At 63.3% G+C, this 25,451-nt stretch carries 27 protein-coding genes; 15 read left to right on the plus strand and 12 right to left on the minus strand.

The features are described from left to right. Positions 1 to 5 precede the first annotated feature (5 nt). Genes AABD04_RS24455 through AABD04_RS24465 form a run of 3 tightly spaced genes read left to right on the plus strand, consistent with a single transcriptional unit; the run spans position 6 to position 1,984 of the window. Positions 6 to 806 (plus strand): hypothetical protein, encoded by an 801-nt coding sequence (locus tag AABD04_RS24455; protein WP_341442831.1) that lies wholly within the window; start codon positions 6 to 8, stop codon positions 804 to 806. Between the two features lie 40 nt (positions 807 to 846). Further along, positions 847 to 1,470 (plus strand): luciferase domain-containing protein, encoded by a 624-nt coding sequence (locus AABD04_RS24460; RefSeq protein WP_341442832.1) that lies wholly within the window; start codon positions 847 to 849, stop codon positions 1,468 to 1,470. A 55-nt stretch (positions 1,471 to 1,525) separates the two neighbouring features. Further along, positions 1,526 to 1,984 (plus strand): DUF6194 family protein, encoded by a 459-nt coding sequence (locus AABD04_RS24465; RefSeq protein WP_341442833.1) that lies wholly within the window; start codon positions 1,526 to 1,528, stop codon positions 1,982 to 1,984. Here the strand turns inward: AABD04_RS24465 and AABD04_RS24470 are convergent, their stop codons facing one another. Further along, on the minus strand, positions 1,985 to 2,884 hold the full coding sequence (locus AABD04_RS24470; RefSeq protein ID WP_341442834.1) for a transketolase family protein: 900 nt from the start codon (positions 2,882 to 2,884) through the stop codon (positions 1,985 to 1,987). Then, positions 2,884 to 3,558, minus strand: a complete 675-nt coding sequence (locus tag AABD04_RS24475; protein WP_341442835.1) for a transketolase — start codon at positions 3,556 to 3,558, stop codon at positions 2,884 to 2,886. The genes AABD04_RS24470 and AABD04_RS24475 overlap by 1 nt, the downstream gene beginning before the upstream one ends. A gap of 157 nt (positions 3,559 to 3,715) precedes the next feature. Here AABD04_RS24475 and AABD04_RS24480 point away from each other — a divergent pair, with 157 nt between their 5' ends. The 6 genes from AABD04_RS24480 (at position 3,716) to AABD04_RS24505 (ending at position 8,384) form a co-directional block, all read left to right on the plus strand. Continuing rightward, positions 3,716 to 4,087: a VOC family protein gene (locus tag AABD04_RS24480; protein ID WP_341442836.1), complete on the plus strand. Its 372-nt coding sequence runs from the start codon at positions 3,716 to 3,718 to the stop codon at positions 4,085 to 4,087. A 110-nt stretch (positions 4,088 to 4,197) separates the two neighbouring features. Continuing rightward, a complete protein-coding gene (locus tag AABD04_RS24485; RefSeq protein WP_341442837.1) occupies positions 4,198 to 4,542 on the plus strand; it encodes a hypothetical protein in 345 nt (114 codons plus the stop codon). A gap of 14 nt (positions 4,543 to 4,556) precedes the next feature. After that, entirely contained in the window at positions 4,557 to 5,030 is a 474-nt protein-coding gene (locus tag AABD04_RS24490; protein WP_341442838.1) for a GNAT family N-acetyltransferase, read from the plus strand. 23 nt (positions 5,031 to 5,053) lie between these two features. Beyond that, the gene (locus AABD04_RS24495; protein WP_341442839.1) at positions 5,054 to 5,809 is read left to right on the plus strand and encodes a class I SAM-dependent methyltransferase; all 756 of its coding nucleotides are present in this window, start codon (positions 5,054 to 5,056) and stop codon (positions 5,807 to 5,809) included. A gap of 90 nt (positions 5,810 to 5,899) precedes the next feature. After that, positions 5,900 to 6,184 (plus strand): DUF1490 family protein, encoded by a 285-nt coding sequence (locus tag AABD04_RS24500; RefSeq protein WP_243609420.1) that lies wholly within the window; start codon positions 5,900 to 5,902, stop codon positions 6,182 to 6,184. A gap of 19 nt (positions 6,185 to 6,203) precedes the next feature. Continuing rightward, positions 6,204 to 8,384, plus strand: coding sequence for a heavy metal translocating P-type ATPase (locus tag AABD04_RS24505; RefSeq protein WP_423228190.1), 2,181 nt, complete (start codon positions 6,204 to 6,206; stop codon positions 8,382 to 8,384). A gap of 10 nt (positions 8,385 to 8,394) precedes the next feature. On the opposite strand, the gene AABD04_RS24510 is transcribed toward AABD04_RS24505, so the two are convergent. Both AABD04_RS24510 and AABD04_RS24515 read right to left on the minus strand, forming a co-directional pair. After that, on the minus strand, positions 8,395 to 8,652 hold the full coding sequence (locus AABD04_RS24510; RefSeq protein WP_094611446.1) for a DUF3297 family protein: 258 nt from the start codon (positions 8,650 to 8,652) through the stop codon (positions 8,395 to 8,397). Positions 8,653 to 8,965: 313 nt separating this feature from the next. Continuing rightward, a complete protein-coding gene (locus AABD04_RS24515; RefSeq protein ID WP_341442841.1) occupies positions 8,966 to 9,562 on the minus strand; it encodes a DUF3800 domain-containing protein in 597 nt (198 codons plus the stop codon). A 184-nt stretch (positions 9,563 to 9,746) separates the two neighbouring features. Here AABD04_RS24515 and AABD04_RS24520 point away from each other — a divergent pair, with 184 nt between their 5' ends. Next, the gene (locus tag AABD04_RS24520; protein ID WP_068052702.1) at positions 9,747 to 11,006 is read left to right on the plus strand and encodes an IS256 family transposase; all 1,260 of its coding nucleotides are present in this window, start codon (positions 9,747 to 9,749) and stop codon (positions 11,004 to 11,006) included. Positions 11,007 to 11,299: 293 nt separating this feature from the next. On the opposite strand, the gene dnaB is transcribed toward AABD04_RS24520, so the two are convergent. From dnaB to rpsF, 6 genes are all read right to left on the minus strand, one after another. Continuing rightward, the gene (gene dnaB / locus AABD04_RS24525) at positions 11,300 to 13,846 is read right to left on the minus strand and encodes a replicative DNA helicase (RefSeq protein WP_423228251.1); all 2,547 of its coding nucleotides are present in this window, start codon (positions 13,844 to 13,846) and stop codon (positions 11,300 to 11,302) included. A 617-nt stretch (positions 13,847 to 14,463) separates the two neighbouring features. Then, the gene (locus tag AABD04_RS24530) at positions 14,464 to 16,743 is read right to left on the minus strand and encodes a bifunctional SulP family inorganic anion transporter/carbonic anhydrase (protein ID WP_341442843.1); all 2,280 of its coding nucleotides are present in this window, start codon (positions 16,741 to 16,743) and stop codon (positions 14,464 to 14,466) included. 233 nt (positions 16,744 to 16,976) lie between these two features. Continuing rightward, positions 16,977 to 17,432, minus strand: a complete 456-nt coding sequence (gene rplI, locus AABD04_RS24535) for a 50S ribosomal protein L9 (protein ID WP_027495081.1) — start codon at positions 17,430 to 17,432, stop codon at positions 16,977 to 16,979. Positions 17,433 to 17,447: 15 nt separating this feature from the next. Next, positions 17,448 to 17,690 carry a 30S ribosomal protein S18 gene (rpsR, locus tag AABD04_RS24540; RefSeq protein WP_027495080.1) on the minus strand — a complete coding sequence of 81 codons (243 nt, stop codon included), beginning with the start codon at positions 17,688 to 17,690 and terminating at the stop codon, positions 17,448 to 17,450. 42 nt (positions 17,691 to 17,732) lie between these two features. Continuing rightward, entirely contained in the window at positions 17,733 to 18,284 is a 552-nt protein-coding gene (locus AABD04_RS24545; protein WP_037195207.1) for a single-stranded DNA-binding protein, read from the minus strand. A gap of 57 nt (positions 18,285 to 18,341) precedes the next feature. Next, positions 18,342 to 18,629 (minus strand): 30S ribosomal protein S6, encoded by a 288-nt coding sequence (rpsF, locus tag AABD04_RS24550; protein WP_008711385.1) that lies wholly within the window; start codon positions 18,627 to 18,629, stop codon positions 18,342 to 18,344. Between the two features lie 161 nt (positions 18,630 to 18,790). On the opposite strand from rpsF, the gene AABD04_RS24555 reads away from it, so the two are divergent. From AABD04_RS24555 to AABD04_RS24575, 5 genes are all read left to right on the plus strand, one after another. Continuing rightward, positions 18,791 to 20,194, plus strand: a complete 1,404-nt coding sequence (locus AABD04_RS24555) for a glycosyltransferase family 87 protein (RefSeq protein WP_341442844.1) — start codon at positions 18,791 to 18,793, stop codon at positions 20,192 to 20,194. A 21-nt stretch (positions 20,195 to 20,215) separates the two neighbouring features. Then, complete coding sequence (locus tag AABD04_RS24560) at positions 20,216 to 20,914, plus strand: response regulator transcription factor (protein ID WP_341442845.1); 699 nt, start codon at positions 20,216 to 20,218, stop codon at positions 20,912 to 20,914. Further along, on the plus strand, positions 20,914 to 22,095 hold the full coding sequence (locus tag AABD04_RS24565) for a sensor histidine kinase (RefSeq protein ID WP_341442847.1): 1,182 nt from the start codon (positions 20,914 to 20,916) through the stop codon (positions 22,093 to 22,095). The genes AABD04_RS24560 and AABD04_RS24565 overlap by 1 nt, the downstream gene beginning before the upstream one ends. Beyond that, complete coding sequence (locus tag AABD04_RS24570) at positions 22,092 to 23,129, plus strand: hypothetical protein (RefSeq protein ID WP_341442848.1); 1,038 nt, start codon at positions 22,092 to 22,094, stop codon at positions 23,127 to 23,129. Before AABD04_RS24565 ends, AABD04_RS24570 begins: the two co-directional genes overlap by 4 nt. 127 nt (positions 23,130 to 23,256) lie before the next feature. Next, entirely contained in the window at positions 23,257 to 23,622 is a 366-nt protein-coding gene (locus AABD04_RS24575) for a helix-turn-helix transcriptional regulator (protein ID WP_243609425.1), read from the plus strand. An 18-nt stretch (positions 23,623 to 23,640) separates the two neighbouring features. Here the strand turns inward: AABD04_RS24575 and AABD04_RS24580 are convergent, their stop codons facing one another. Together AABD04_RS24580 and AABD04_RS24585 are read right to left on the minus strand one after the other, a co-directional pair. After that, positions 23,641 to 24,738: a DUF475 domain-containing protein gene (locus AABD04_RS24580; protein ID WP_243595618.1), complete on the minus strand. Its 1,098-nt coding sequence runs from the start codon at positions 24,736 to 24,738 to the stop codon at positions 23,641 to 23,643. A 92-nt stretch (positions 24,739 to 24,830) separates the two neighbouring features. Further along, on the minus strand, positions 24,831 to 25,406 hold the full coding sequence (locus AABD04_RS24585; protein WP_243595619.1) for a TerD family protein: 576 nt from the start codon (positions 25,404 to 25,406) through the stop codon (positions 24,831 to 24,833). Positions 25,407 to 25,451 lie beyond the last annotated feature (45 nt).

The following is a 25,451-nucleotide window of genomic DNA, read 5'->3' on the forward strand; positions in this document are numbered from 1 at the left end:
TCAACATGCCTCGCCACATCGGTCTGCGTGAGTATCTCGTCGTACATCTCGAGATGTACGTGCAGTCGGGGTCAGGGCCGCACATCAGTCGAGTGAACGACACAAACTTCTGGGGCACAGGGTATTTGACGCTGAAGGATCATCCGAACAAGGGATACTCGACGCACGATCGCTGTGTCACCATCGCTGAGACGGACAGCCCGTCGGTGACTTTCGGTGGAGGAATTGTGTCGAGCAAGAGTGGAATTCGCAAGAACCTGATTCGTCGTTCGGTGGCAGTTGCCGTGGCAACCGCGGCATGTGCACTGGCCGTGCCCGCGACAGCCATGGCCCAGCCCGAGATCGGACCGATCATCGACAGTGGCAGCGCCATCATCGACAGCGGGAGCGCGATTCTCGACGGCGGCAACATCATCGACAACGGTGCCCGCATTCTCGGCAGCGGGAGCGCAATCGCCGGAGGCATTCTCGGCATCGACACCGGATCCGCGAACGGAGGCATCGCTACTCAACAGTGCAATGCCTCCACGCTGTCGGGTGAAGAGGGCGTGACGGAGACCCTGCACGACCTGGGTCGAACCGGACCGACGTCGTTCGTTCTCAGTTACGACACCGTCGATGTTCCCGACCAGATCGAGGTGTTCTACCAGGGTGCCCCCATCCACAACACCGGGTACGTGGGTGGCAGCACCGGCGTCGGATCCGTGGTGGTCTCGGTACCTGCGGGAACCGCAACCGCTGTGCTGGTCCGCGTCACCGGTCCGTCGGGAACCGTCTGGACCTATACCGTCAGCTGCCCGAGCTGACGGACTGTTCCCGCCCGGCCCCACCAGCTACGTTGATCCCGTGCAGAAGGTCAAGAACGACTACGCCGCGTGGATCGAGCTGGGGCCGGGCGGTCTCCCCGCCAACATCGGCGGCTGGCTGATCACCACTGCCCTGAGGCCACTCTCCCGACGCGACACGATGAGAGTCGACGGCGCGGCGAGCCCCGGACTGCACTGGCAGATCGAACACCGACCCGGCCCCAGGCCGACAATCGCGCCGTACCCGATACCCCACCGGCAGCTCACCCATCTTGCCACCAGCGCTTTGATCGATCGACTCACTGCCTCAGTGACCGCCGAGGCTCGATCGAACGGGCCGTTCCATCTGGCGCGCAGTCGATTCGAGCGCAGAGGCGATGCGCTCTACGTCTCGGACATCGGAGCTGCCGCGCCGTGGATCTCGCGAACGAAGGGTGAGGTTCTGCACGTGCACGAGAGCGAGGGCTCACTGCACGTGGTGATGCAGCCGGACGATGCCCAGTCCGTCATCTCCGCCGGATGGGGCGAACTGCACCCATTGGCCGGACGCCCCGTCCTCGGACTACCCGAGACGTACGTGTTTCTGTACGCGCCGAGAGACGCCGACGACGCCGACAGAATCGAGCAGATCATCCGACGCGCGATAGCTACCGCAACGACCTGAGCACTGCGTGGGCTGGCCCTGTGACAGGAGCTTCCGACCGTGTGACGATCGATGCATGACACTCGACGACATCGTGAATTTGGTCGGCAGCTTCGACGGCACCGTGGCGCAGCGTCCTCGGGAAGGTGATGACACGCCAGAGCTCGCGTGGGGTGATGTGTTCTTCTACTACTCACCCGACGGGACAATCCCGACGACTCAGCCGTTTGCGACCGTCGTGACCAAGAACTACCCGGGTGACGAGCTGTCCCAGCTGCACAGGCCGGACGCATTTCGCGTCAATGTCGTTGCAGCAAAACAGGAATTCGAGAAGTTCCTGGGGGTGGTGCCTCGCGACGCGGCGCACGCACCCCAGGCCGACACCGACGACGTCATCGCCGCCCACCCTCAGTACGGCACCGCCGGATGGCTGTCGGTGGTCAACCCGTCTTCGCGGACCGAGACACAGATTCGGGCACTGCTCGAGTCCGCGTACGACGTTGCCAAGAGCAGGTACGAGCGCCGCCAGAGCTGATCACCCGAAGAACTCGGTCATCGATCGGGACAGCCCTTCGATGTCCAGCCCATTGACCCGATCGTGTTGGGCCACAGTGCCGTACTTTCGACGCTCTCCTGGTTCGACCCCGACTCCCGACACTCGATGCCGCACATCGGCCAGGGCTCTGTTCACCTGCAGCACCGACGTTCCCGCGAGGTACGGCTCGACGATCATGACGTCGGGCGCGGTCAACGTCGCCCGCAGCGTACGGCTGTCGAACGGCCTGATCGTCGACGCATGCAGCACCGTCACGTCGCGCCCTTCGGCTGCGGCCAGTACCCGGTCCGTCATCGGACCGACGGAGATCACCGTTCCCGAATTGCCCTGCTGCAGAATGGTGAACCTCCCATCGGAGTGCCCGTACGGGCGATGGTTGTTGATGCCGTCGAGCCTGATGTAGACGCGGTCCTCCGATGCCACCGCGCTGCGCAGCATCCAGTCGATGTCGTCGACATGCCCGGGCACGTGAACAGTCCACCCATCCAGGGTGTCGAGCAGTGCGACGTCTCGCTGACCGAAGTGGGTCTCGCCGCCCTGCGGCCATCCGTAGGAACCGCCGGAGCTCACCAGAATGGCACCGACGCCCTGATGTCCCAGGTCGAGCTTCACCTGCTCGAAGGGCCGCTCTATCAGAAACGGCGGGAAAGTGTGCACGATCGGACGCAGGCCTGCGAGCGCCAGACCTCCCGCCACACCGATCATCGCCTGCTCTCGAATCCCGACGTTGACCACCCTCGATCGAATATCGGCGGTCAGGTGCGGTTCGAGATAGCCGACTCCGATCTCCGCCAGCACCAACGCTGTTCGCTCGTCCTGCGCCAACAGGTGGGGGACCAGACGGTAGAAGTACTCACGTTGGTCCAGCGTTGCGCTCATCAGCCCTCCTTCTTTTCGACGTGAGCGACCACCACGTGCGGGCGGTCTGTGTGATCGGTGCGGAACGCCTGGCGGAGAGCACTGTGGTCTCGACCGTCGACGTCGGACGTGTGCCAGCCTTCGACCGCGAAACGCGACGCAATGCCGCCCGGCCAACCCAGACCGGCAGAATCGTTGTCGATCACCACGGCCGTCAAATTGCCCAACTGCGATCGCCCGGCAAATTGAATGGCTTCCATGTTGCTGCCTTCGTCGAGTTCGGCGTCGCCGATCAATACGAAGACGCGGGCACTGCTCTTCCGAATCCGCAGCGCCACAGCAGTTCCGGCGGCCAACGCCAGTCCATGTCCGAGCGATCCCGATCCGATGTCCACACCGCGTACCAACGTTCGATCCGGGTGACTGCCCAGCGGAGAGTCGTAGCCGCCGAAGGACGCGAGTTCTTCCGGCGACAGGAATCCCCGCGCCGCGAGCACTGCGTAGTACGCCATCGGCCCGTGCCCCTTGGACAGGTAGAACCGATCACGTTCGGGGTCATCAGGATTCGCTGGGTCGAGCCGAAGAGTGTCGGAGTACAGCACCCACAGAACGTCCAGTGTCGAAGTGGCACTGGTGCTGTGCTTTTCGTCGCCCGTCATCAACGTCATGAGTTGCGGCAAGTCGTCGTACGTCATCTGCATGACCTCACCATGCAACCTCGAGTGCACTCGAGGTCAAGAGCGCTGCGAGGGAGGTGATGTGAGTGTCCAAGATTCCCACGCGGGAGGGCGATTTCCGCCTCTCGAGCCAAATTGTGGACACTGACAGCACCAACGACCGTAGTCTCCAGACATGCCGCGAAACCACCTCGCTATAGCGGGGACGTCCATCGACTGCGCCGATCCGGTGCAACTCGCACACTTCTATCTGGCGCTTCTCGGCGGCGAGTTGTTGTGGGAGAACTCCGAGAGCGTGGGGATCAGGACGCAGTCGGGCCTGAACATCGTTGCGCAGAAAACTGCGAACTACATTCCGCCTCAATGGCCGTCGACATCCATCGTGCACTTCGACCTGGACGCTGGAGGCGACCTGGCCGATTCTGTCGCCTACGCAGTCGAATGCGGTGCCAGGGAGGCAACAGAACAGCCCGACCCCCGATGGCGAGTTCTACTCGACCCAGCCGGGCATCCCTTCTGCATCACCACAGAGGTGTATGACGGTTGAGGCGATTCTGACTCCGGCCGTCGGGGGAACGAGGTACAGCGTGCTCATGATTCGACTCGATACCGAATTGCGACGCTGAGCCGTTGCCCATATCGGGGTGCGGTGACAGCATGAAAGGCATGAAGGCCGATGAACGCCCCTGGAAGCGGTACGGGCTTGCCGCGTTGTTGGCCGCGCTCGCGTTCCTGACGATCAGCGACCTCGTGTCCGACCCTTCTCTCTGGAACTGGTCGAAGCTGCTAGTGCTTGCAGTAGCCGCCCCAGCGCTCTGGTACCGAGGAGGGCGCCACTCGCCCGCTCCCGAAAAGATCGGTCCCGATGCCGTACCCGCCGAGGATGTCGACGCGGTGGTCGCAGAATCCGGCAGAACTGTCCACGCCATCAAAGCGCTGCGCGAGATGCATCCCGGTCTAGGTCTGCTCGATGCGAAGAATCTCGTTCAACCGGATCACTGACGAAGGAGAAAACGGTGACTTCAGTCAGCGGTACACGTGCCGTCCAGGATCCTGCCGAATTCACCGAGGCAGCAACTCTGTTGATCGATTTCAATCGGGAGTACGACTACCCGGTGCCCGAGATAGACTGGCTTGCAGCACATCTCGACACGTTGGTGAAGTCCGGCGACACCAGCGTCCTGACATTCGGGACTCCCGCCATCGGTGTTGCCGTTCTGCGATTTCGGATCGGTACGCTGAGCGCAGACCCCGAGGCCTACCTCGCCGAGTTCTACGTCCAGCCTGAGCTACGCGGGAAGGGCTACGGCACAACCTTTCTCGACGACGTCATCGAGCACGCGCGCGGCAGGGGTGCCACCTACATGGACCTCAACACCTCCGAGGACGACGAGGCGGCGCGACACGTGTACGAAAAGCGTGGCTTCGACTGCCACGAAGGCCGCGGCGAGGGTCCGAAGGCTCTCTACTACGAACTCGAACTGAACTGATTCAGGCAATGTAACCTGGCCATATGGTTAGCCGAGATAACAGCTCGACGTCGTTCGGGTCCGTCGCCGACATGTACGAATCTGCTCGCCCCGAATACCCGTCGACCGCGGTCGAATGGCTGCTGGAAGCCGTGCTCGAGTCCGACGCGCGTCCCCTTGTCGCCGACGTCGGAGCCGGTACCGGCAAGCTCACCCGCATCATCGTGGCCGCCGGGTGCGACGCCGTAGCCGTCGACCCTGATCCCGCCATGCTCGACGCCCTGCGCGACGCAGTCCCCGGCGTTCCCACCCACGTCGGCACTGCCGAGTCCTTGCCGCTGGAGGACGGGAGCGTCGATGCCGTCCTGCTCGGGCAGGCCTGGCACTGGGTCGAGCCAGTGGCCGCGTCACGCGAGATCGGGCGGGTTCTCCGCCCGGGCGGCACCCTGGGACTGATCTGGAACATTCGTGACGAAACGGAGCCGTGGGTTCGTCGACTGAACTCGGTGGTCTCGCGTGGTGGAGCCCTGAACATGTTCGACGGCGGCCCACCGCCGATCGCAGATCCGTTCCGTCAGCTCGACGAAGAGCGGTGGACGTGGTCACGCACGGTGACTCGGTCCCAGCTGATCGACCTGGTCAAGTCGCGCAGCTTTTACATCACCGCAACCGCCGATGAGCGCAACCGCATCGATCAGGATCTCACCGCACTGTTCGACGAGTTGGGCCTGACAGCATCGGCCACGGTCGAACTTCCTTACGTGACAAAAGCTTTCCGCACCACATACCCGACCCGATGACGCTCGACGACCCCGGGAGTCGCCACAGCCGAACAAAACGAATACGATTCCCAATAAGTGGGTACAGGTTCGACTTCGAGGAGCTACAACATGGCGTTTCCGATCATTGTCGCGAAGGCAGTATCGACGGTCGTGACAGGCGCAGTCGGCGTCGCCGCGTACAACGGTGCCAAGAAACTGTACGAGAAGGCTCCCGTCCGTAAGGCTGCGGTATCGGCAACCGAACTCGGCCTTCGCGCCGCACGGAAGGCTGAGATCCAGGCCGAATCAGCGCGTTTGGCAGTCTCCGATGTGGTCGCGGAGGCACGCGACCGTCTCGGCGAAGAGGTGCCGCCACCCTCGGCCACCGAAGTCGGCCACGGCCACTCGCACTGATCACGGCAGTCGGTCGACTATGACGATGCTCGTCGAACACTCCCTCGATGCGGCTCCCGATCGCGCGGGTGGCATCGAGATCCTGTCCGATGCCGCCGGCCGCATGCGGCTTCGGGTCGATTGGCTGCGGTCGAGTCCGGGTCGCGCAGTCGCCGTCGAAGATCACGTCGACAAAATTCGCGGCGTGCGGGCCGTCCACGCGTACCCCCGTACCGCATCGGTGGTGGTCTGGTATTCCCGCTCGCGAATCGACCGGACCGAGCTGTTCGACGCGGTGAACGCGGGTCGTACGACCGACTGGGCTTTGGTACCCGCCCGTAGCCCACGGTCTGGGGATGTCACCAGCGGAGACGTCCTGCGCATGACCATCGGCGGGGCGGCCTTGGTTCTACTCGGATTCCGTCGCTACGCCTTCCGACGACCACCCATTCTCGGCCCCACCAGCCGTCTCGTTGCGACCGGCGCAACGATCTTCACCGGCTACCCGTTCCTCAAAGGAGCGGTGCGCTCACTGGCCGGCAACAGGACGGCGGGAACCGACGCGCTCGTCAGCGCCGCAACCGTGGCCAGCCTCGTACTGCGCGAGAACGTCGTCGCCCTCACCGTGCTGTGGCTCCTGAACATCGGCGAATACCTGCAGGAGCTGACGCTCAAGCGCACTCGTCGAGCAATCTCCGACCTCCTGACCGGCACACAGGACACCGCATGGATCCGACTTCCCGACGGTTCCGAGATCTCCGTCGACGTCGATCGACTGGAGATCGGCGACGACGTCGTCGTGCACGATCACGTCGGCGTGCCGGTTGACGGCATCGTCGTCGATGGTGATGCAGTGGTGGACCAGTCGGCGATCACCGGTGAGACGTTGCCGGTGTCGATCGTTGCAGGCGACCGGATCCACGCCGGATCCGTTGTGGTCCGTGGACGCATCGTCATCCGCGCGTCTGCGGTCGGCCGCGACACGACGATCGGCCGCATCATCTCCCGCGTCGAGGAGGCACAGGAAGATCGCGCTCCGATTCAGACTGTGGGAGAGAACTTCTCACGACGCTTCGTGCCCGCATCGTTCATCCTGTCGGCGCTCACACTTATTGCCACCCGCGATGTCCGGCGAGCGATGACCATGCTGTTGGTCGCGTGCCCGTGTGCGGTGGGACTGTCTACTCCGACGGCCATCAGCGCTGCCATCGGAAACGGTGCTCGCCGAGGGATTCTCATCAAGGGCGGGTCGCATCTGGAACAGGCAGGCAGGGTCGACGCCTTCGTGTTCGACAAGACCGGCACCCTCACCGTCGGACGCCCGGTCGTCACCAATGTCGTGTCTTTCCAGGATGACTGGGAGCCGGAGCAGGTGCTGGCGTATGCCGCCAGTTCCGAGATCCACTCTCGACACCCGTTGGCCGAGGCCGTGATTCGCAGCACCGAGGAACGCCACATCGTGATTCCTCCGCACGAGGAGTGCGAAGTGCTCGTCGGGCTCGGCATGCGCACCGTCGCGGATGGACGGACTCTGCTGCTCGGCAGTCCTTCGCTCTTGCGCAGCGAGAACGTCGCCGTGTCCGACCATGCAGCCGACTGGGTTTCGCGCCTTCAGCGTCAGGCCGAGACACCGTTGCTGCTCGCAGTCGACGGAGTCTTGGTCGGGTTGATCAGCCTGCGCGACGAGGTACGGGCGAATGCTCTGGAAGTGTTGAATGCGCTCCGCGCCGACGGTGTGGAACGCATCGTCATGCTCACCGGAGATCACCCCGAGACCGCAGCGGCCGTAGCCGCCGAACTGGGCATCGCCGAGTGGCGGGCCGAGGTGATGCCCGATGACAAACTCGAAGCCGTCCGCAAGCTCCAAGAAGAGGGGTACGTCGTCGCGATGGTCGGTGACGGCACCAACGACGCTCCCGCACTAGCCGTCGCGGATATCGGAATCGCAATGGGGTTGGCGGGCACCGATGTTGCCGTCGAAACGGCCGATGTAGCTCTGGCCAGCGACGACCTTTCACGGCTGCTCGACGTCCGTGATCTCGGTCGACATTCGGTGTCCGTCATCCGCCAGAACTACGGAATGTCCATTGCCGTGAATGCACTGGGCCTCGTGGTCAGCGCCGGTGGAGCACTGTCTCCGGTGCTCGCCGCGATTCTGCACAACGCGTCTTCGGTCGCGGTGGTCGGCAACAGCTCGCGACTGATCCGGTACAAAATTTGATCGGTAGCCGCTACTTCGCGTCGCGGAAGTACGGTTCGACAGTGCCCTTGAGCTTGACGAGCATGGGATTGCCGTAGCGGTCCTTCGCGGTCGGGACTTCGACGCGCACCCATCCCTCGGTCACGTTGTATTCGCGAACGCTCGTCTTCTCGACGCCGTTGAAGCGAATGCCGACGTCCCGGCGAAGAACCTCTTCGTTGTAGAAGGGGCTCCGCGGATCGATCGCGAGGTGATTCGGTGGAACGTCTGTGTTCTGATCCTCTGGCATGAATTTCTTTCGTCGAATGCTGCGTCAGGTGCTCGGTTGATTCTCCGAGAGAATACGCGACCCAGCGCTGTCGGCCCTAGCCCCGCGCCATGTCCACGAATCTGGACAGGTGACGTTGACTCGAGAAAGTCGGGCGGTAAGCCTTGCACGTCGCCGACGTGGCAAGTTGAACTGCACCCCTGTGCCCGGTGCTCCTGCGTCTTCACTGCTTGACTATGTCGGCCCCGGCATGGTGTCCTGAACTTGCTAGCTGAGCCGGCCGCATGGCCGAGGTAGGTTAGCCGTCAAGGGGCCTCCGCGAGGAGGCCCCTCTTCATTTCGGCGGAAACAAGTAGATTCCGTCGCCTCGCTGCGAAACCTTGTTGACATGAATCGGCGCAAGTAGGTCCCACATCTCGTCATTGCAGATCTTCGCCGTTCGCCCGTTGCGGGGGAGAACTTTCACGGAAGCAGCGTAGGCAACAAGGTCCGCAAGCTGTATGAAGTAGGACTGCTGCGAATCTCTGGGTACAGAATCCTCGACAATGTGGCGCGCATTGACCCGGTCGCCTACTGCGGACCAAGTAATACGCCGAAACCGGCGAACCAGCTTTCGCACCTCGTCGTTCTGACCGATGTCGTGGACGATCACGATCGGAACGCCGCTCGCATCACTGCGCTTACGCAGTCGTTCCAATAGATACGTCCACGATCTATCGAAGACGTCGAGATCACGCTTCTGCACGAGGTCCTTGCGAATTGATATTGCGAAGACTCCGGATGACACGGTGACCAGGGATTTCAGATGTCGCTGGTACAGGTCGCGCATTTGCCCATCGCCCAGGCCGAGATCGCGGTAGACCTTCTTCACTCCGACAATATGGTTCGCCTTCGCTTCCTGTCTCATCGGAATTCGGTACAGATCGCGCACAGCCCGTCGCATGTCGATGATGTGGTCCAGCCTTGTCGTTTAATGGGTAAGTCCCGTGGGGTGGTGGACATTCGGTGAGGCGGCGTAGCCGCAGCTCGGGCGTGTCGTACCCGTGTTGTGGGTGGGCCATCGCGTAGTGATGAACGAGTTACCTCTCACAGTGACTCGACCAAAGGACCACGCGATGACCCACGACCATTCTGCCCTGATCACCCAGCTCGATGCACTCAAGGGTGCAGACCCGGCGTCGGTGTTCGCCGAGCTGATCCGCGCCGGCCTGCAGGCGCTGATCGACGCCGAAGCGACCGAGGTCCTCGGTGCCGGCCGCTACGAGCGGACGGCCGAGCGCACGAACTACCGGAACGGCACCCGCTCGAAGACGGTGTCGACGACCAGCGGAGACGTCGAGATCCAGATCCCGAAGCTGCGCACAGGGTCGTTCTTCCCCAGCCTGCTCGAGCGTCGCCGACGCATCGATCAGGCGTTGTACGCGGTGATCATGGAGGCCTACGTGCACGGAGTGTCGACCCGCAACGTCGACGACCTCGTCGCAGCGTTGGGTGTTGACTCGGGCGTCTCGAAGTCGACTGTGTCGAGAATTTGCCAAGGGCTCGATACGGAGATCGCGCGGTTTCGTGAGCGAACGTTGACCCACACCACGTTTCCGTACGTCTTCCTCGACGCGACGTATTGCAAGGTGCGGATCGGGGCGCATGTGGTCTCGCATGCGCTCGTCGTCGCGACCGGGGTGTCGATCGACGGCACCCGTGAAGTGTTGGGCACCGCGGTCGGGGACAGTGAGTCGTTCGATTTCTGGCGGGAGTTCCTGATCGGGCTCAAGGCGCGGGGGCTGTCGGGGGTGCATCTGGTGATCTCCGATGCGCATGCCGGTTTGAAAGCTGCTGTGGCGCAGCAGTTCACCGGGGCGTCGTGGCAGCGTTGCCGGGTGCATTTCATGCGGAACGTCACTTCCGCGGTGTCGTCGAAGCAGGTGCCTCCGGTGATGGCGGCGATCAAGACGATCTTCGCGCACACCGAGCCGGATGCTGTTGCAGCGCAGTGGGATCAGGTCGCGCAGACGCTCGCCGGGTCGTTTCCGAAGGTGTCGGCGATGATGGACGGTGCGAAGGAAGATGTGCTCGCGTTCCGTGCGTTCCCGAAGTCGCATTGGCAGAAAATCTGGTCGAACAATCCGATCGAACGACTCAACAAGGAGATCAAACGCCGCGCCGATGTCGTGGAGATCTTCCCCAACCCGGCGGCGTTCCTGCGCCTGGCGACCGCGGTGGTGATCGAAGCGCACGACGAGTGGCAAGTGACCCGCCGCTACGTCTCCGACGTGTCGATGGACGAGCTGAGGGTCGTCATCGCCAGGAAGGAACGCGCTGCAGTATCAACCGACACGACCGCTGAGTCGTTGACACCTCAGCTCGAAAGCGCCTAACATACAACACAACTCGTTGATCATGAACCGGATGGTTCACCGATCCGAATTACACCACCCCATGGGGCACTATCCGTTTAATCATCGGCTGGAATCAAGACACATCCGAGTGTGAACGTCGCCGAACCGCCAGCGCCCATGCCGGTATCACCGGACTCGTCAATGTACGCGAACTCCAAGCGCGGCCCGACAACCTGATCCGGAAGTGGCGTCAAGGCAGTCGAATCGCGGTCGGACAAACCGCAACGACCGGAGTCCACGCATGAGCCCGCTCAGCCCACGGGAACATCGCCCTAGCCTCGCGCCATGTCCACGAATCTGGACAAGTGAAGCTGGTGTGCCACAGTGATTGTCGCGGTCGGGCCGTTACGGTGCTTACCGAGAATCAGGTCGGCCTCACCGCCGCGGGGGTCGTCGCGCTCGATCGCGTCGGGGCGGTGCAACAGAATCACCATGTCGGCGTCCTGCTCCAGTGAGCCGGATTCACGAAGGTCCGAGACCATCGGCTTCTTGTCCGTTCGCTGCTCGGGACCACGGTTGAGCTGGCACACCGCGACCACCGGGCATTCGAGTTCCTTGGCCAACAGCTTGAGCTGACGGGAGAAGTCCGAGACCTCCTGCTGACGAGATTCGACCTTCTTGCCGGACGACATCAGCTGAAGGTAGTCCACCACAATGAGTTTCAACCCGTTGCGCTGCTTGAGGCGCCGGGCCTTGGCTCGAATCTCCATCATCGTCAGGTTCGGGGAGTCGTCGACGAAGAGCGGTGCTTCGCTGATCTCACTCATGCGACGGGCCAGCTTGGTCCAGTCGTCGTCGGTCATCTTTCCCGAACGCATGTCGCCGAGCTTGATCTTCGCCTCAGCGGACAACAGTCGCATGACGATCTCGGTGCGACTCATCTCCAGAGAGAAGATGACACTGGGCATTCCGTGCTTGATGGAGCACGAACGCATGAAATCCATCGACAACGTCGAATTGTGGGTAGGAATCATCGACTCACTGGCGAGATACAGATGATCCGCGTTGTCGACCTCCACACAGCGAACCGGAACGGAGTCGACTCGGCGAACGTCGACGATGAACCGCGAACCCGACCGCACAGTGGATCCCGCAGCGCGACGTTCCTTGTGCAGCATCTGCTTGCGGTGCAGACCGAACACCACATCGTCCGTTGCGAACGTCAATGTGAATGCCGTCGACGACGCTTCGCTCCGACCTCGCACACTCCTGGTCGACATCTGCACGCGATAGCCCAAACTGACGATCAGCTCGCGCACTCCGAGAACGAGCCGCTCGTTGGTGACCGCGAACTGAACCGAGCCGCCCCCGGTGACTGTGCCGTCTGTGTCGAGCAGACCCGCCAACAACGCACGTCGTTGGGCCTCAGAACTACGGAGGTAGTCGAGCGGTACATGCTTGTCGCCCAGTACGCCGATCGTCCGCAGACGCGCCTGCACGGTCCCGATCGAGTTGCGACATGCTTGGCAGCGGTGCAGACCGGTCGTCACCTTTCCGCAGTCGATGCACGTCGGTGCCGCGACCGGAGCGGACATGAAACGCGCTTTGCCGCCGCACGATTGGCCGCAGGTACGGACACTGAGCGGAAACGGAACGAATTGCTTGCCGCAGACGACACAGTCCTTCGCCTCGACGACCTCGGTAGGAAGCTTGATCGAGAATCGGAGTGCGGCTTTCTCGGACGCCACCACGTGCAGGCCTTCGCCCTCTATCCGGGCAATGATCTCGGGGTCGGCGCTGGTGATCTGCGCACAGGCCGACGTTCCGTCTCCCAGCCATGCGCCGAGGGTGTACGGCGGTACCAGTAGCTCACGCTCGGGCAGCTGAACGGCCTCTGCGTTGGTAACCGAGTGATTGATGCGCGCATCCTTCGTCGCGCAGCGCACCGTGTTCGCAATTTCCTCGGTGGTGCGCACTGCAGCGAACGTCTTCTGATTACGAGTCCGGTTGTAGTTGACAGCCGCAGCCTGCGCCGACTTCCGTGACGCCCTGGTATCCGTCAACCACTGATGCTCAGCGTCGGCGACGATGACTGTGCCGTCGGAGAATTCGACTTCGTAGCACGGCCGATCGAGCATGATGTCCGTTGCCGCCACGACGCGGGTCGGCAGCCCGTGGGCGTCGATGAGGTGATCTCCCACAGCCACCTCGCCCATAGTGGTCCAGCCGTCGGGCGTCGGAAGCGGCGTGTCGAGAGCAAGCGCCTTACCAACACCGGGCCTCGCCGCCACGATGATCATCTGACCCGGGTGCAGGCCGTTGGTGATTTCGTCGAGTTCGGCGAATCCTGTTGGTACACCGAGGGATATGCCGCCGCGGCTGGCGATGGAGTCGATTTCGTCCATCGTGGGCTGCAGCAGCTCCTCGAGGGGGAGGAAGTCCTCGGAGGTGCGGCGTTCGGTGACCTCGTACACCTCGGCCTGCGCGCGGTCCACGACCTCGGCGACGTCCTGGCCGTCCGCCCCGGCGTAACCGAACTGCACGATGCGAGTCCCGGCCTGTACGAGCCGGCGCAGAATCGACTTCTCCGCGACGATCTCGGCGTAGTACCCGGCATTGGCTGCCGTCGGCGTCGTCTGGGTGAGGGTGATCAAGTACGGCGGGCCGCCGATGCGCTTGAGCTCCCCGCGGCGATCGAGCTCGGCCGACACGGTCACCGGGTCGGCAGGCTCACCGCGGCTGTAGAGGTCGAGAATCGCGTCGTACACGTTCTGGTGGGCCGGCCGGTAGAAATCGCCGGGACGAAGCACCTCGAGCACGTCGGCGATGGCGTCCTTGCTCAGCAGCATGCCGCCCAGCACCGACTGCTCCGCGGCCATGTCCTGTGGGGGCTGGCGACCGAAGTCCTCGCCGGGCCCCTCGCTGGACGAGGGGCCGGAGTAGTCGGACTGTCCTCGATCGTCCACAACTGCCACGCGAACCGGCCGTCCTCTCCCCATTGTCGTCGGCACCGCCGGGTGTCACCCGGCCGTGCGATGTAGCAAGTTCTACCCCCGGGCACCGACAAGCTTTTTCGGCACCGGATTCGCACTGTCCCGTCGCCGTTGCACGGCATCGAGAGAGACGCTGCACGGACGTTAAGCGCTATCGGCAGGAGTCACAACATGGCTTGGGGATGAAGGTGTGGATGAAATGTGGATGGTGTTGAACAACCGTGTTGACCGTCTGGGGATAACCTGGGTATAACTTTTCGAGTTTTGGCCTTTTCTGCAGGTCACAGCGTGTACATAAAGTTTTCTTCCTGTGCATCGATTCTGGAGCGGCGTGTCGGCCGAATTGACAGCTCGGGCGTGTTGAGTAAATACGAGGTTAACCGGAAGGTGAACCAGGTCACACCGACTGGGATTGCTCACAGAAACAGACCACCCTCCCGTTTCGACGAGAGGGGCCCGATTCCAGCTGTGGAATCGGGCCCCTCGTACGACGCGCTCGGACGTCAGGCGTCGCTCTTCTGTGGGCAGGCCGCAGGGTCCAGAACAGTGACCTCCTGGGTACCTATCTGGAGCACCCGTGCCGTCGGAATGTCGAAGAACAGTCCGGTGATTCGCAGCCGTCCTTCCGCGTTGGCTCGGCCAACGACCCGATGACGCGTGAGCGTCTGCAATTGCAGCGCCACGTTCACCATGGCGAGTTGATCCGCCTCACCGAAGCCGAGTTCCGCCGCCTGGCGACCCACCACGTGACCGCTGCGGTACGCGTCGAGGCTTGCCATCCCGTACCCCAACCACTCCGCAACGGACGCGTCCGCGGCGTTCTCCGGCCCGTTCAGCACCGCCTTCATGGCACCGCAGCCCGAGTGTCCACACACCACCACCGACGAGGTGCCCAGTTGATCGACACCGAACGCCAGTGCCGCCTCCACCGAGCAATCCTGCCCTTGAGCGGGAACGAGGTTGCCCATGTTTCGGACGGTGAACAAATCTCCTGGACCGCTGCTGGTGATCGTGTTCGGCATGACCCGCGAGTCCACACAGCACAGAAAGAGGGTGTCCGGATCTTGGTTGTCGGTCAGACCCTCGAGGTGCGGACGGATGTTGGGGGCATGCGTGCGGTGGTACTCCGCGACACCACTCAATACGGGCCGCAGGGCAGCAGGCGAATCCTCCTGCGCCACATCGCCCTTGAGCTGCCAGGCGCGCCATGGTGCCAACGAGCTGCGTACCGTCGCGGATCCGCGCTTGGGCGGACCCTCGGCGGCAGCCGCCATCGAGGCAGTTCCCACCTCTTCGACCTTCACTGTGCCGCCGCCGAGTTCGTGCTGACGCATCCACTCGTTCAAGGCGTCGTGCACGGCGTGATCGAGGAAGTCCACGCCCAGGTGCACGGTGACGGCGGTACCTGCGGGGACGGTGGACAGCACATGCGTCAGCCGTGGGAGCGCGAGGAAGCTCAACGAACCCTCGGTGGTGACGCGCCAGGTGCCGTCGACCGTTTCTTCCGCACGCACCTTGGCCCACACCACGCGACGCAGCACGAGGATGATCGACAGTGCCAAACCGATCAACACACCCTCGAGCAGGTTGAGCGCCACCACTCCGACGACAGTGACCGCGTATACCGCGATGTCCCCGGTCTTGTTCGCAATCTTGATGTCCGCCAACTTGATCAGCTGAACGCCGATCATCACCAACAACCCGGCAAGTGCCGCGAACGGCACCAGTTCGACGATCGAGATGAACAGCACCGAGAAGATCAGAATCCACACGCCGTGCAGAATCGCCGACGCACGAGACTTGGCACCGACCTTGACGTTGGTCGCACTGCGCACGATGACGCCGGTGATCGGCAGGCCGCCGATGGCACCGGAGGCCATGTTTCCTGCGCCCTGAGCCATCAACTCCCGATCGAAGTTGGTGCGCTCACCGCTGTGCATCTTGTCGACGGCAACCGCGGAGAGCAGACTCTCGACACTGGCGATCAACGCGATCGTGATGACGCCGGTCGCGAAAGCGCTCCACTGCCCGTCGGGCATGATCGGGAAGCTCAGCGATTCGATCAGGTTGCCCGGCAACTCGATTCGTTCGACATCGAGCGAGAAGAAGATCGAGACCGCGGTCGCGGTGACCACTGCGACGAGCGCCGCCGGCACTTTCGTCACCCTCGCCATCATGCCCGACACTCCAGCCAATCGCGGCCAGACGAACATCAGCACGACGACGATTCCGCCGACGACGATCGACGGCCACTGCCCGTTCGCGACGGAGGTGGGGATGGCCAGGAGGTTCCGCACGGCAGAACTCTCGGACTCGCCTCCGAGCAGCACGTGAATCTGCTGCAGCGCAATGGTGATGCCGATTCCGGCAAGCATGGCATGCACCACCACGGGCGAGATGGCCAGTGCGCTGCGCGCGATCCGACTCATACCCAGCAGTACTTGCACCGCTCCGGCCAGAACCGTGATGGCACACGTTACGCCCCAACCGAATTGGTTGACCAGCTCGGCAACCACAACGGTCAGGCCGGCTGCCGGACCGCTCACCTGCAGCGGTGATCCACCGAGTATGCCGGCGAGAATTCCACCGACCACGGCGGCAATGAGGCCCGCCATGATCGGCGCACCGGATGCGACGGCGATTCCGATCGAAAGTGGTACTGCAACAAGGAAAACGACCAGCGAGGCGGGTACGTCGTATTTCAGGATCGACCCGACGCGAGACTGTGGCTCGGGTCGGGTCTCGGGACTGGGTTCGGAATCGGGTTCCACGGTCGTGGTCACGGCAGCGTTCCTCCGGGCGTCTAGGCGTCAGGTCGGGTGGATCCAGGTGGTGATGACTTTCGATGTCGCCCCGCCCAAAGAGTACGCAAAGCTTTGCTCACTAACGTCCGAGGAGAGATGCTTCACAAATCGGAACCCATTGCGGCAGTTGATCTTTGTGAGATGACACGAAAAAGCCCCACGAACCGAGGTTCGTGGGGCTTTGTTCGACCGAAACGGGCCGAAAGCTGAAATCAGCTTCCGACGACCTCCAGCTTGAACTTGGCGGTCACGTCGGGGTGCAGGTTCACGACGATGTCGTGCTTACCCGTGCTCTTGACGTGAGCCTTCGGCAGATCGATGCTGCGCTTGTCGACGACCGGGCCACCGGCAGCCTTGAGAGCAGAAGCGACGTCCGACGCGGTGACCGAGCCGAACAGCTTGCCCGAATCGCCAGCGGTCTTCACGGACAGCGTGACGGACTCGAGGCCTTCGATGGCCTGCTTGAGCTCGTTGGCGTGCTCGAGGCCGCGGACGGCACGAGCTTCCTGAGCGCGGCGGATGCCGTCGACCTGCTTCTGAGCTCCACGGGTGGCCTGAATGGCCAGTCCGCGGGGCAGCAGGAAGTTACGGCCGTAGCCGTCCTTGACCTCTACGGTGTCGCCAGGCGCACCGAGGTTGTCCACATCAGCGGTGAGGATCAGTTTCATACCAATCGCCCCTTTCTATCGAGCCGTCGCGGCGTAAGGCAGCAGGGCTACCTCACGCGAGTTCTTCACGGCAACGGCCACGTCACGCTGATGCTGGACGCAGTTGCCGGTGACACGGCGAGCGCGGATCTTTCCGCGATCGCTGACGTACTTACGCAGCAACGTCGTGTCCTTGTAATCGATCGCCGTGTTCTTTTCCTTGCAGAAGGAACACGCCTTCTTCTTGAGCACCTTGTCGCGCAATGGCGGTTTGGGCATGGGTCTTTCTCCGTTACATCTGGTTGTTCTCGATCGAAGGATCTAGAACGGTGGCTCTTCGTCTCCGCCACGTCCGCCGAAGGAGCCCGACGCCGCCGGGGCACTGCCCCAGGGATCGTCTCCACCGGAACCGGAGTTGGACGAGGAGTTCGAGCGGCCGCCGCCCGATCCGCCGGAGGAACCGGAGCCGGAGCCGGAGTTGAAGCCGCCTCCGCCGCCACCTCCACCGCGGTTGGCCTTGTTGACCTTTGCGGTGGCGTAGCGAAGTGAAGGTCCGATCTCGTCGACTTCGAGCTCGACGACTGTCCGCTTCTCACCTTCACGCGTCTCGTACGAGCGCTGCCGCAGCCGTCCACTCACGATCACTCGCGAGCCTCGGGTCAAGCTCTCGGCAACGTTCTCTGCTGCCTCGCGCCAGATGTTGCAGCGCATGAAGAGCGCGTCGCCGTCTTTCCATTCGTTCGTCTGACGATCGAATGTGCGCGGGGTGGATGCAACCGTGAAGTTGGCAACCGCCGCACCGGCGGGGGTGAATCGAAGTTCTGGATCAGCCGTCAAGTTTCCGATGACGGTGATGACGGTCTCGCCTGCCATGGTTCCTCTTTCAGTAGTAAGCGTTGTAGATGCCAGCCTAGAGGCGGGCAACGACAATTACTTGCCCTGTCGCAGGACCTTCGTGCGCAGAACGGACTCGTTGAGTCCGAGCTGACGATCCAGCTCGCTGACGGTGGCAGGCTCGGCGTTGAGATTCACAACGGCGTAGATGCCCTCGGCGTGCTTGAGGATTTCGTAGGCCAGACGACGCTTGCCCCACACATCGACCTTGTCGACGGTGCCGCCATCCTTGCGAACGACGTTGAGGAACGTATCGAGCGACGGAGCGACAGTGCGCTCGTCCAGATTGGGGTCGAGAATGACCATCAATTCGTAATGACGCATAAGACCTCATCACCTCCTGTGGACTAGTGAAAACGGCCACGGACTATCCGTGGCAGGAGGGTCGTTGCGTCAGCAACCCCTCGAAGATACACGACAGGGCCCTGACCTGCTAATTCGCGTCGGGCACACGGTCCGGCGTTCGCGCGTCATAGTCTTGCACCATGCGATCCGGGGTCCGCACCAATCCGATGACGGTCGTCGTGGTCGTCGCGATGGCTGCGGTGGGATTGATTCTGGGGTACCTGAACAAGGCCCGATGCGCCGTCGCACCGTTCGACGAGTCCGGTCGCAGCACGGTGTTCGACGCCATCAAGGATTCCTCGGTCTGCTACTCCGACATCCAATTCCTGTGGCTCGGTCGAGACATCGACAACCACATCTTTCCGTACATCCACGGAGCCATCAACAGCGACGGAATCCTCACAGGCGGGACGGTGGAGTACCCCGTCCTCAGTGGATTGCTGATGTGGCTCGGTGCCATTCCCGCGCACACCGACGCGCAATTCCTGTTGACCTCGGCGTTGATCCTCGCGCCTTTCGGGCTTCTCACCGCCTGGATGCTCGGTCGGATGGCCGGCTGGTCCGCGCTGCTGTGGTCGATCGGCCCGCCCTTGGTGATGTACGCCTTCCACAATTGGGAGCTACCCGTCGTGGCCGCGGCCGTCGGCGCTATCTTCGTCATGACGCTGCCGATGTCGTTGCGACGCAGAGCAATTCTCGCGTCGGTGCTGCTGGCGATCGGCTTCTGTCTCAAGCTCTATCCCGGTGCATTCGTGTTGCCGTTGATCGCGTACGTGGTCACCGGCGGCGTCGACGGGCGCGAATCGGCCGACACCGTTCGGGGTCGCTGGGACATCCGCGGCGGCCTGATGGTCGCGGGTGCCGCGATCGGCACGGTCGTGGCGGTGAATCTGCCGTTCGCAGTGCTCGGTTACGAGGGGTGGCGTGCGTCGTTCACGTTCCAGTCGCTGCGGCAGGCAGACCTGACGACCAACTCCATCTGGTACTGGGGACTGCGCCACTTCTACATCAGCGACCAGATGACTCCCGATGCATACGCCGAGGCCGAGGCCTCCTTCCAGAATGTGGTCGACGTCGCGTCGCCGCTGCTGGTGTTCGCCGCGTTCGCTCTTGCGCTGTGGCTCGGATGGCGTCGGGCAAAGCTCGTCGGCACGTACCCGTGGGTCGCGGTGAGCGGATCGATGCTGTGCGGGTTCATGCTGCTGCACAAGGTGCACTCACCGCAGTACACGCTGTGGCTGCTGCCCTTCCTGGTGCTGCTTCGGGTCCCGTGGGGACTCGTCGCGGCCTATCTTCTCGTCGATCTGTCCATGGGAATCGGCGTCTTCAAGTACTTCGCCGCGTTGGCCTCGGGTGCCGATGCCAACGACGAGGAGTTCTTCGTTCTCGTCGGAGTGTGGGGACGAGCGCTACTGCTGGTCGTGTTGTTCGTGTTGTTCATCCGAACGGGCCTGCGGGTTCCTTCGATCGGCGAAACCGACCACAGGTCCGTAACATCTCGCCGACCGACAGCGACATCGCTGACAACATCATCGGGGCAGTAGGGCGCAGAGCGGGGCGAGGACATGACGCAGGTGTCGCAATCGCAGGGCAACGACGAGCATCCGACCACCGCGGTACGACGCGTCGGCCTGGTCGAGGACCACGAATCGGTCGCGCTCGGACTCAAGGCCATGCTCGCGGACGAGCCGGACCTCGACCTGGTGTCGATCGCCGCCACCGTGGCGGAGTTGCTCGCCCAGCAGCAGGCACTCGATCTGGTGGTCCTCGATCTTCGTCTGGGTGACGGGTCGTCGCCCCGCTCGAATGTCGAGCATTTGCACGCCGCCGGTGCGCGCGTACTGGTCTACACCGGTGCCGAGAACGCATTTCTGGTTCGCTCGGCAGCCCGTGCGGGCGTACTGGGCGTGGTGCGAAAGTCCGCACCTGCGGCCGCGATCGTGTCCGCCATCAGGCGCGCAGCGAGTGGAGGGCAAGTCGTCACGACGGACTGGGCTGCCGCGATCGACGGGGATCCGCAACTTCCCGACGTCGGCCTGAGCCCCCGCCAACGCGAGGTACTCGCCCTCTACGCGTCGGGTGAGAAAGCCGGACGCGTCGCCCGCCTGGCCGGCCTGTCCGAGCAGACGGTCAACGATTACCTGGTGCGTATCCGAAACAAGTACGCCGAGGCCGGGCGTCCGGCACCGACGAAGACCGATCTGTACAAGCGAGCTGTCGAGGACGGGTGGCTCCCGATGCCCGAACTACCTCCGCAGGACTGATGCACGGTCCGAGCGCCGAGGAACGCCTCGCGCGCTACATGGCCCGCTTCGCCAGTGCCGGTGCATTCGCCTACCTGGCCTTGCTTGCGCCGCAGATTCTGTCGCAGTTCGGTCGGCTGCAGCCTTGGTACACACCGCTGTTCGTGTGTGCGATCTTCGGCCCCGCGCTCGGGCTGTCGTTCGCGTCGTTTCGATGGAGCATGCGACGCATCCGGACACTCGTCACCTCGATGGCAGTCGCATACCTGATCGGTCAGGTGCTGTGGCTTCCCGCCTTCGATGGACCGCTGCTCGAACTGACCGAATCTGCCTGGATCGCAGTTTTTCCCGGCCTCATCTCGGTCACCACGGCAATCGCATGGTCGAATCGCGCAATCTTCACGTACCTGGTTCTCGTCGCGTCGTTCGGACAGGTCGTCAACTACTACAGCCGAGTCGACCATGGCAACGTTCCACTGTTCTCGGACATCGTCTTCGGCGTCATGTTCTGCGGGCTCTTCACTGTCACAGTCACTTTGGTGGTGCGCACCGGTCGCCTGCTGGACACGACGCGAGTTGCCGCCGAGTACCAGGCCGCAACTGCGGCGGCGAGTGCCGCGAGATCGGTGGAGCGAGAACGGTTCGACGCCCTGATCCACGACGACGTCATGTCGACGCTGCTCTCGGCCGCGCGCGCGGGAAACAGTCCGGCGCTGACCGCGCAATCGAGTACGGCATTGGCCCGGCTGGACCGATTGCGGTCCGGCATCGCCTCGACCGAACGCGTCGGACCCGAGAGCTTCCTCGCCTACCTCCGCTCGGCGCTGTCCGAAGTCGACGACCACGTCGTCATAGATGCCGGCACCGCCGCTGTATCCGTGGACACGACGGTGCCGATGGACGCGGTGCGCGCTCTGTCGGCGAGCGCCGCCGAGGCCCTGCGCAACAGCGTGCGCCACGCGGGTGACCGTGCCGAGCGCGAGGTGCACGTTCGCGTCGCCACCGATTCGGTGCGCATCGATGTCCGCGACGACGGATGCGGCTTCGATCCCGGGTCCGTCGCACCGCACCGGCTCGGGCTTGCTGTCAGCATCCGCGGGCGCATGCGTCAAGTGCCGGGCGGATCGGCCGAGGTGACGTCCGAGCCGGGGAGCGGTACCACGGTCACGCTGACCTACCGAGACCCGGGAGATACGACATGACCGACTCCTCCGACGGCGATCGCGACGTCCGGGCGTTTCTCGGGATGAACACCACCAGCGCATACGGCGTGGCCGCGACCTTCCTCGGAACTTACTCGCTGATGAACTTCACGGCGTCGGACGGCGTACACAGCGTCTGGGTGGTGCAGGCGGCGGTAATCCTGGTGTCGTTCGCAGCGTTCGCGCTGGTGGCCGTGCCGGGCGATCCACTCGGTGCAGGGTGGGCGGCGGCCATCAGCGCGGCGGCTCCGGTGGCCACCGCCGTCGTGCTGTCGCAGGTTCCGGTTCCGGTGGCGAACGGACTGCAGACGTGGCCGCTCAGTGCCGCGGTCGCCCTGTGCGGGTTCGTCACTGTGCGAGGACGAACCGCCCTCGGGTGGGCGGCGATGGTGGCCGTGGTCGCAGTGTGTGCCGTCTGGGCAGCGGCCACCGAACAGGGCGCGATGGCAGGCGTTGCCATGTCCGTCATCAGCTTCGCGCCTCTGGTGATGGCAACGTTCTTCGCGTTGACCTTTCGATCCACGGCCGCGGCGGTCTTCGAGCTCCGTGCCCAGTCTCGTCGCCGCGCCGCAGAGGATGCTGCGACGTCGGCCGGCCTCGAAGAGCGAGATCGCCAACTGGAGCAGTTGGACGTTCTCGCCCGGCCCCTGCTGGAGAAGATCGCGAGGGGGTCCGTCCTCGATACCGCGGAGCGTCAGGCCTGCGGACTGCTCGAGGCCACTCTGCGAGATCGGCTGCGTGCACCCGGACTGATGACCGACGACGTCGCCGCGCAAGCGCGGGCCGCTCGGGCGCGGGGAGTACAGGTGGTTTTGCTCGACGACGGCGGGCTCGCTGTGGTTCATCCCACAATTTCGGAGCGGGTGAGCGCTGCCGTGTCCGATGCCCTGAGAGGTGCGGTTGGCGGAGTGGTAACCGCTCGGATACTGCCACCCGGGCGAGCGAAGGTCGCATCCATACTGGTCAGCGACTCGAGCGAGGACGTACGAATCGAGGTCGATGCCGACGGTCGACAGTCTGTCGTAGCCCCGTGACACGCTCACGAAACGGTTGACGTTTCAATGCCCCTGAAAATCAGGGCAGAAAAGCCGTGCTTTACCTGTGAGAATCGCTCATGTTGGTTTAGTTGGCCTCAACTCACTTCGGCGTTCGGGAGATTCGATGTCTGCTCTGCTCGACCCCATGCCCTCCGAGAACGGCTCATCGGTCCAGGTACCACCTCGCTCACGCGGGCCGATAAGCCTGGTTCCGCCCCCCGTGCAGATCCACCCCGTTCCCGCCCCAGCGAGCCCTTTTCCGCCTCGACCGGATCTGACGAGCCGGGAGATCGAGGTACTGCTCTGCTGGATCAGGCACGACTCCAAGACCGAGGTGGCGAAAACACTGTTTCTCTCGCTCGGCACCGTCAATACCCATCTCACCCGAATTCGGGCCAAGTACACCTCGGTCGGGCGACCGGCACCCACCAAAGCCGGGCTGGTCGCGCGAGCTCTGCAGGACGGGCTCGTCGACATCTCGGAGTTGTGAGCCCGCCGAGCCCGTCCGTCAGACGCTGACTGCGGTCTCCACGCCTTCGTTCTCCAGACGCTTGTTGCGTCGGATGCTGCTCAGCAGGGCGGCTCCGATGAACAGGATTCCCACGAAGCCGGTGATCAGCTCGTTGATGTGCACGCCGATCGAAACCAGAAGGATGATGGACAACGCACCGATCGCCCAGTGCGCGCCGTGCTCGAGGTACACGTAGTCGGACAACGTTCCCTTGCGAACCAGGAACACCGTGATCGAACGGACGAACATCGCACCGATGAAGCCGAGGCCGAGCGCGATGATGATGGGGTCCGCGGTGATGGCGAAGGCACCGATGACACCGTCGAACGAGAAGGATGCGTCGAGCACCTCGAGGTAGAGGAACAGGAAGAATCCGGCCTTGCCCGTCGCCTTCGCCAGTTCGCTCGGTCCGTGCGAGGACTCCTCGCCCTCTTCTTCGACATGGAAGAGCTCACCGAGTCCGTTCACCGCGATGTAGGTGATCATGCCCAGCACGCCGGAGACCATGACGGTGGAGATCTTGTCGTCGTCGGCGAGGAATTCGGCGCTCAGGACCAGCAGCAGGCCTGCGACGACCACGGAGAGCTGGTCGAGGCGGCCGATGCGGGCCAGGGGCTTCTCGAGCCAGCTCAGCCAGGTGATCTCGCGGTCCTCGAAGATGAAGCCGAGGAAGAGCATCAGCAGGAACATGCCGCCGAATGCAGCGATCTGCGGGTGCGCGTCGGTGAGGAGCGTCTCGTAGCTGGGTGACCCGTCCGGGAAGGTCGCGGCACCGTCGGCGGGCGGGTTGAGCGCCAGATCGATGGCGGCGACCGGACCGAGACCCGACGCAGCCCAGACGATGACCAGTGGGAACAGCAGCCGCATGCCGAACACGGCGATGATGATGCCGATGGTGAGGAAGATCTTCTGCCAGAACTCGCTCATGCGTCGCAGCACGGTGGCATTGATGACGGCATTGTCGAAGGACAGCGACACCTCGAGTACACCGAGGATGAGGACGAGGATCATCGCCTCGATCCCGCCGTACAGGAAAGCCACGATGACGGACACGATGGTGACCGCGATCGACCATCCGAAGATCTTGACAACCACTGGCGTGGCCTTTCTCGAGACTGAAGACGGAAAAACCCCCGCCCATCATGAATGACGAGGCGGGGGTACTCCCAATCTTGAGAGGGCCTTTACTACACGTTTACTCCGAAATCGCGAGCGATTCCTGCGAGTCCGGAGGCGTAGCCCTGACCGACCGCGCGGAACTTCCACTCCGCGCCGTTGCGGTACAGCTCACCGAAGACCATAGCGGTCTCGGTGGAGGCATCCTCGCTGAGGTCGTAGCGAGCGAGCTCGGAATTGTCGGCCTGGTTCACCACGCGGATGAAGGCGTTGCGCACCTGTCCGAACGACTGCGAGCGTGCGTCCGCGTCGTAGATCGAGACGGGGAAGACGATGGTCTCGATCTCCGGCGGCACCGCGGCGAGATCGACCTTGATCTGTTCGTCGTCGCCTTCGCCCTCACCCGTGGTGTTGTCTCCGGTGTGCTCGATCGAGCCGTCGGGAGACTTCAGGTTGTTGAAGAACACGAAATGCCCGTCGCTCAGGGCCTTCTTCGTCGAGTTCAGAGCGATGGCGCTGGCGTCGAGGTCGAAGTCGGTGCCGGTCGTCGTGCGGATGTCCCATCCGAGTCCGACCACGACCGCGGTCAGGTTCGGAGCTGCCTTGGTGAGCGAGACATTGCCACCCTTGCTGAGGCTGACGCCCATGGAGAGGTCCTTTCGCAATTGGTTTCCCGTTACGGGTTCAACCGT

It is taken from the genome of Rhodococcoides navarretei (genome assembly GCF_038069675.1).
Classification (GTDB): Bacteria; Actinomycetota; Actinomycetes; order Mycobacteriales; family Mycobacteriaceae; genus Rhodococcoides; species Rhodococcoides navarretei.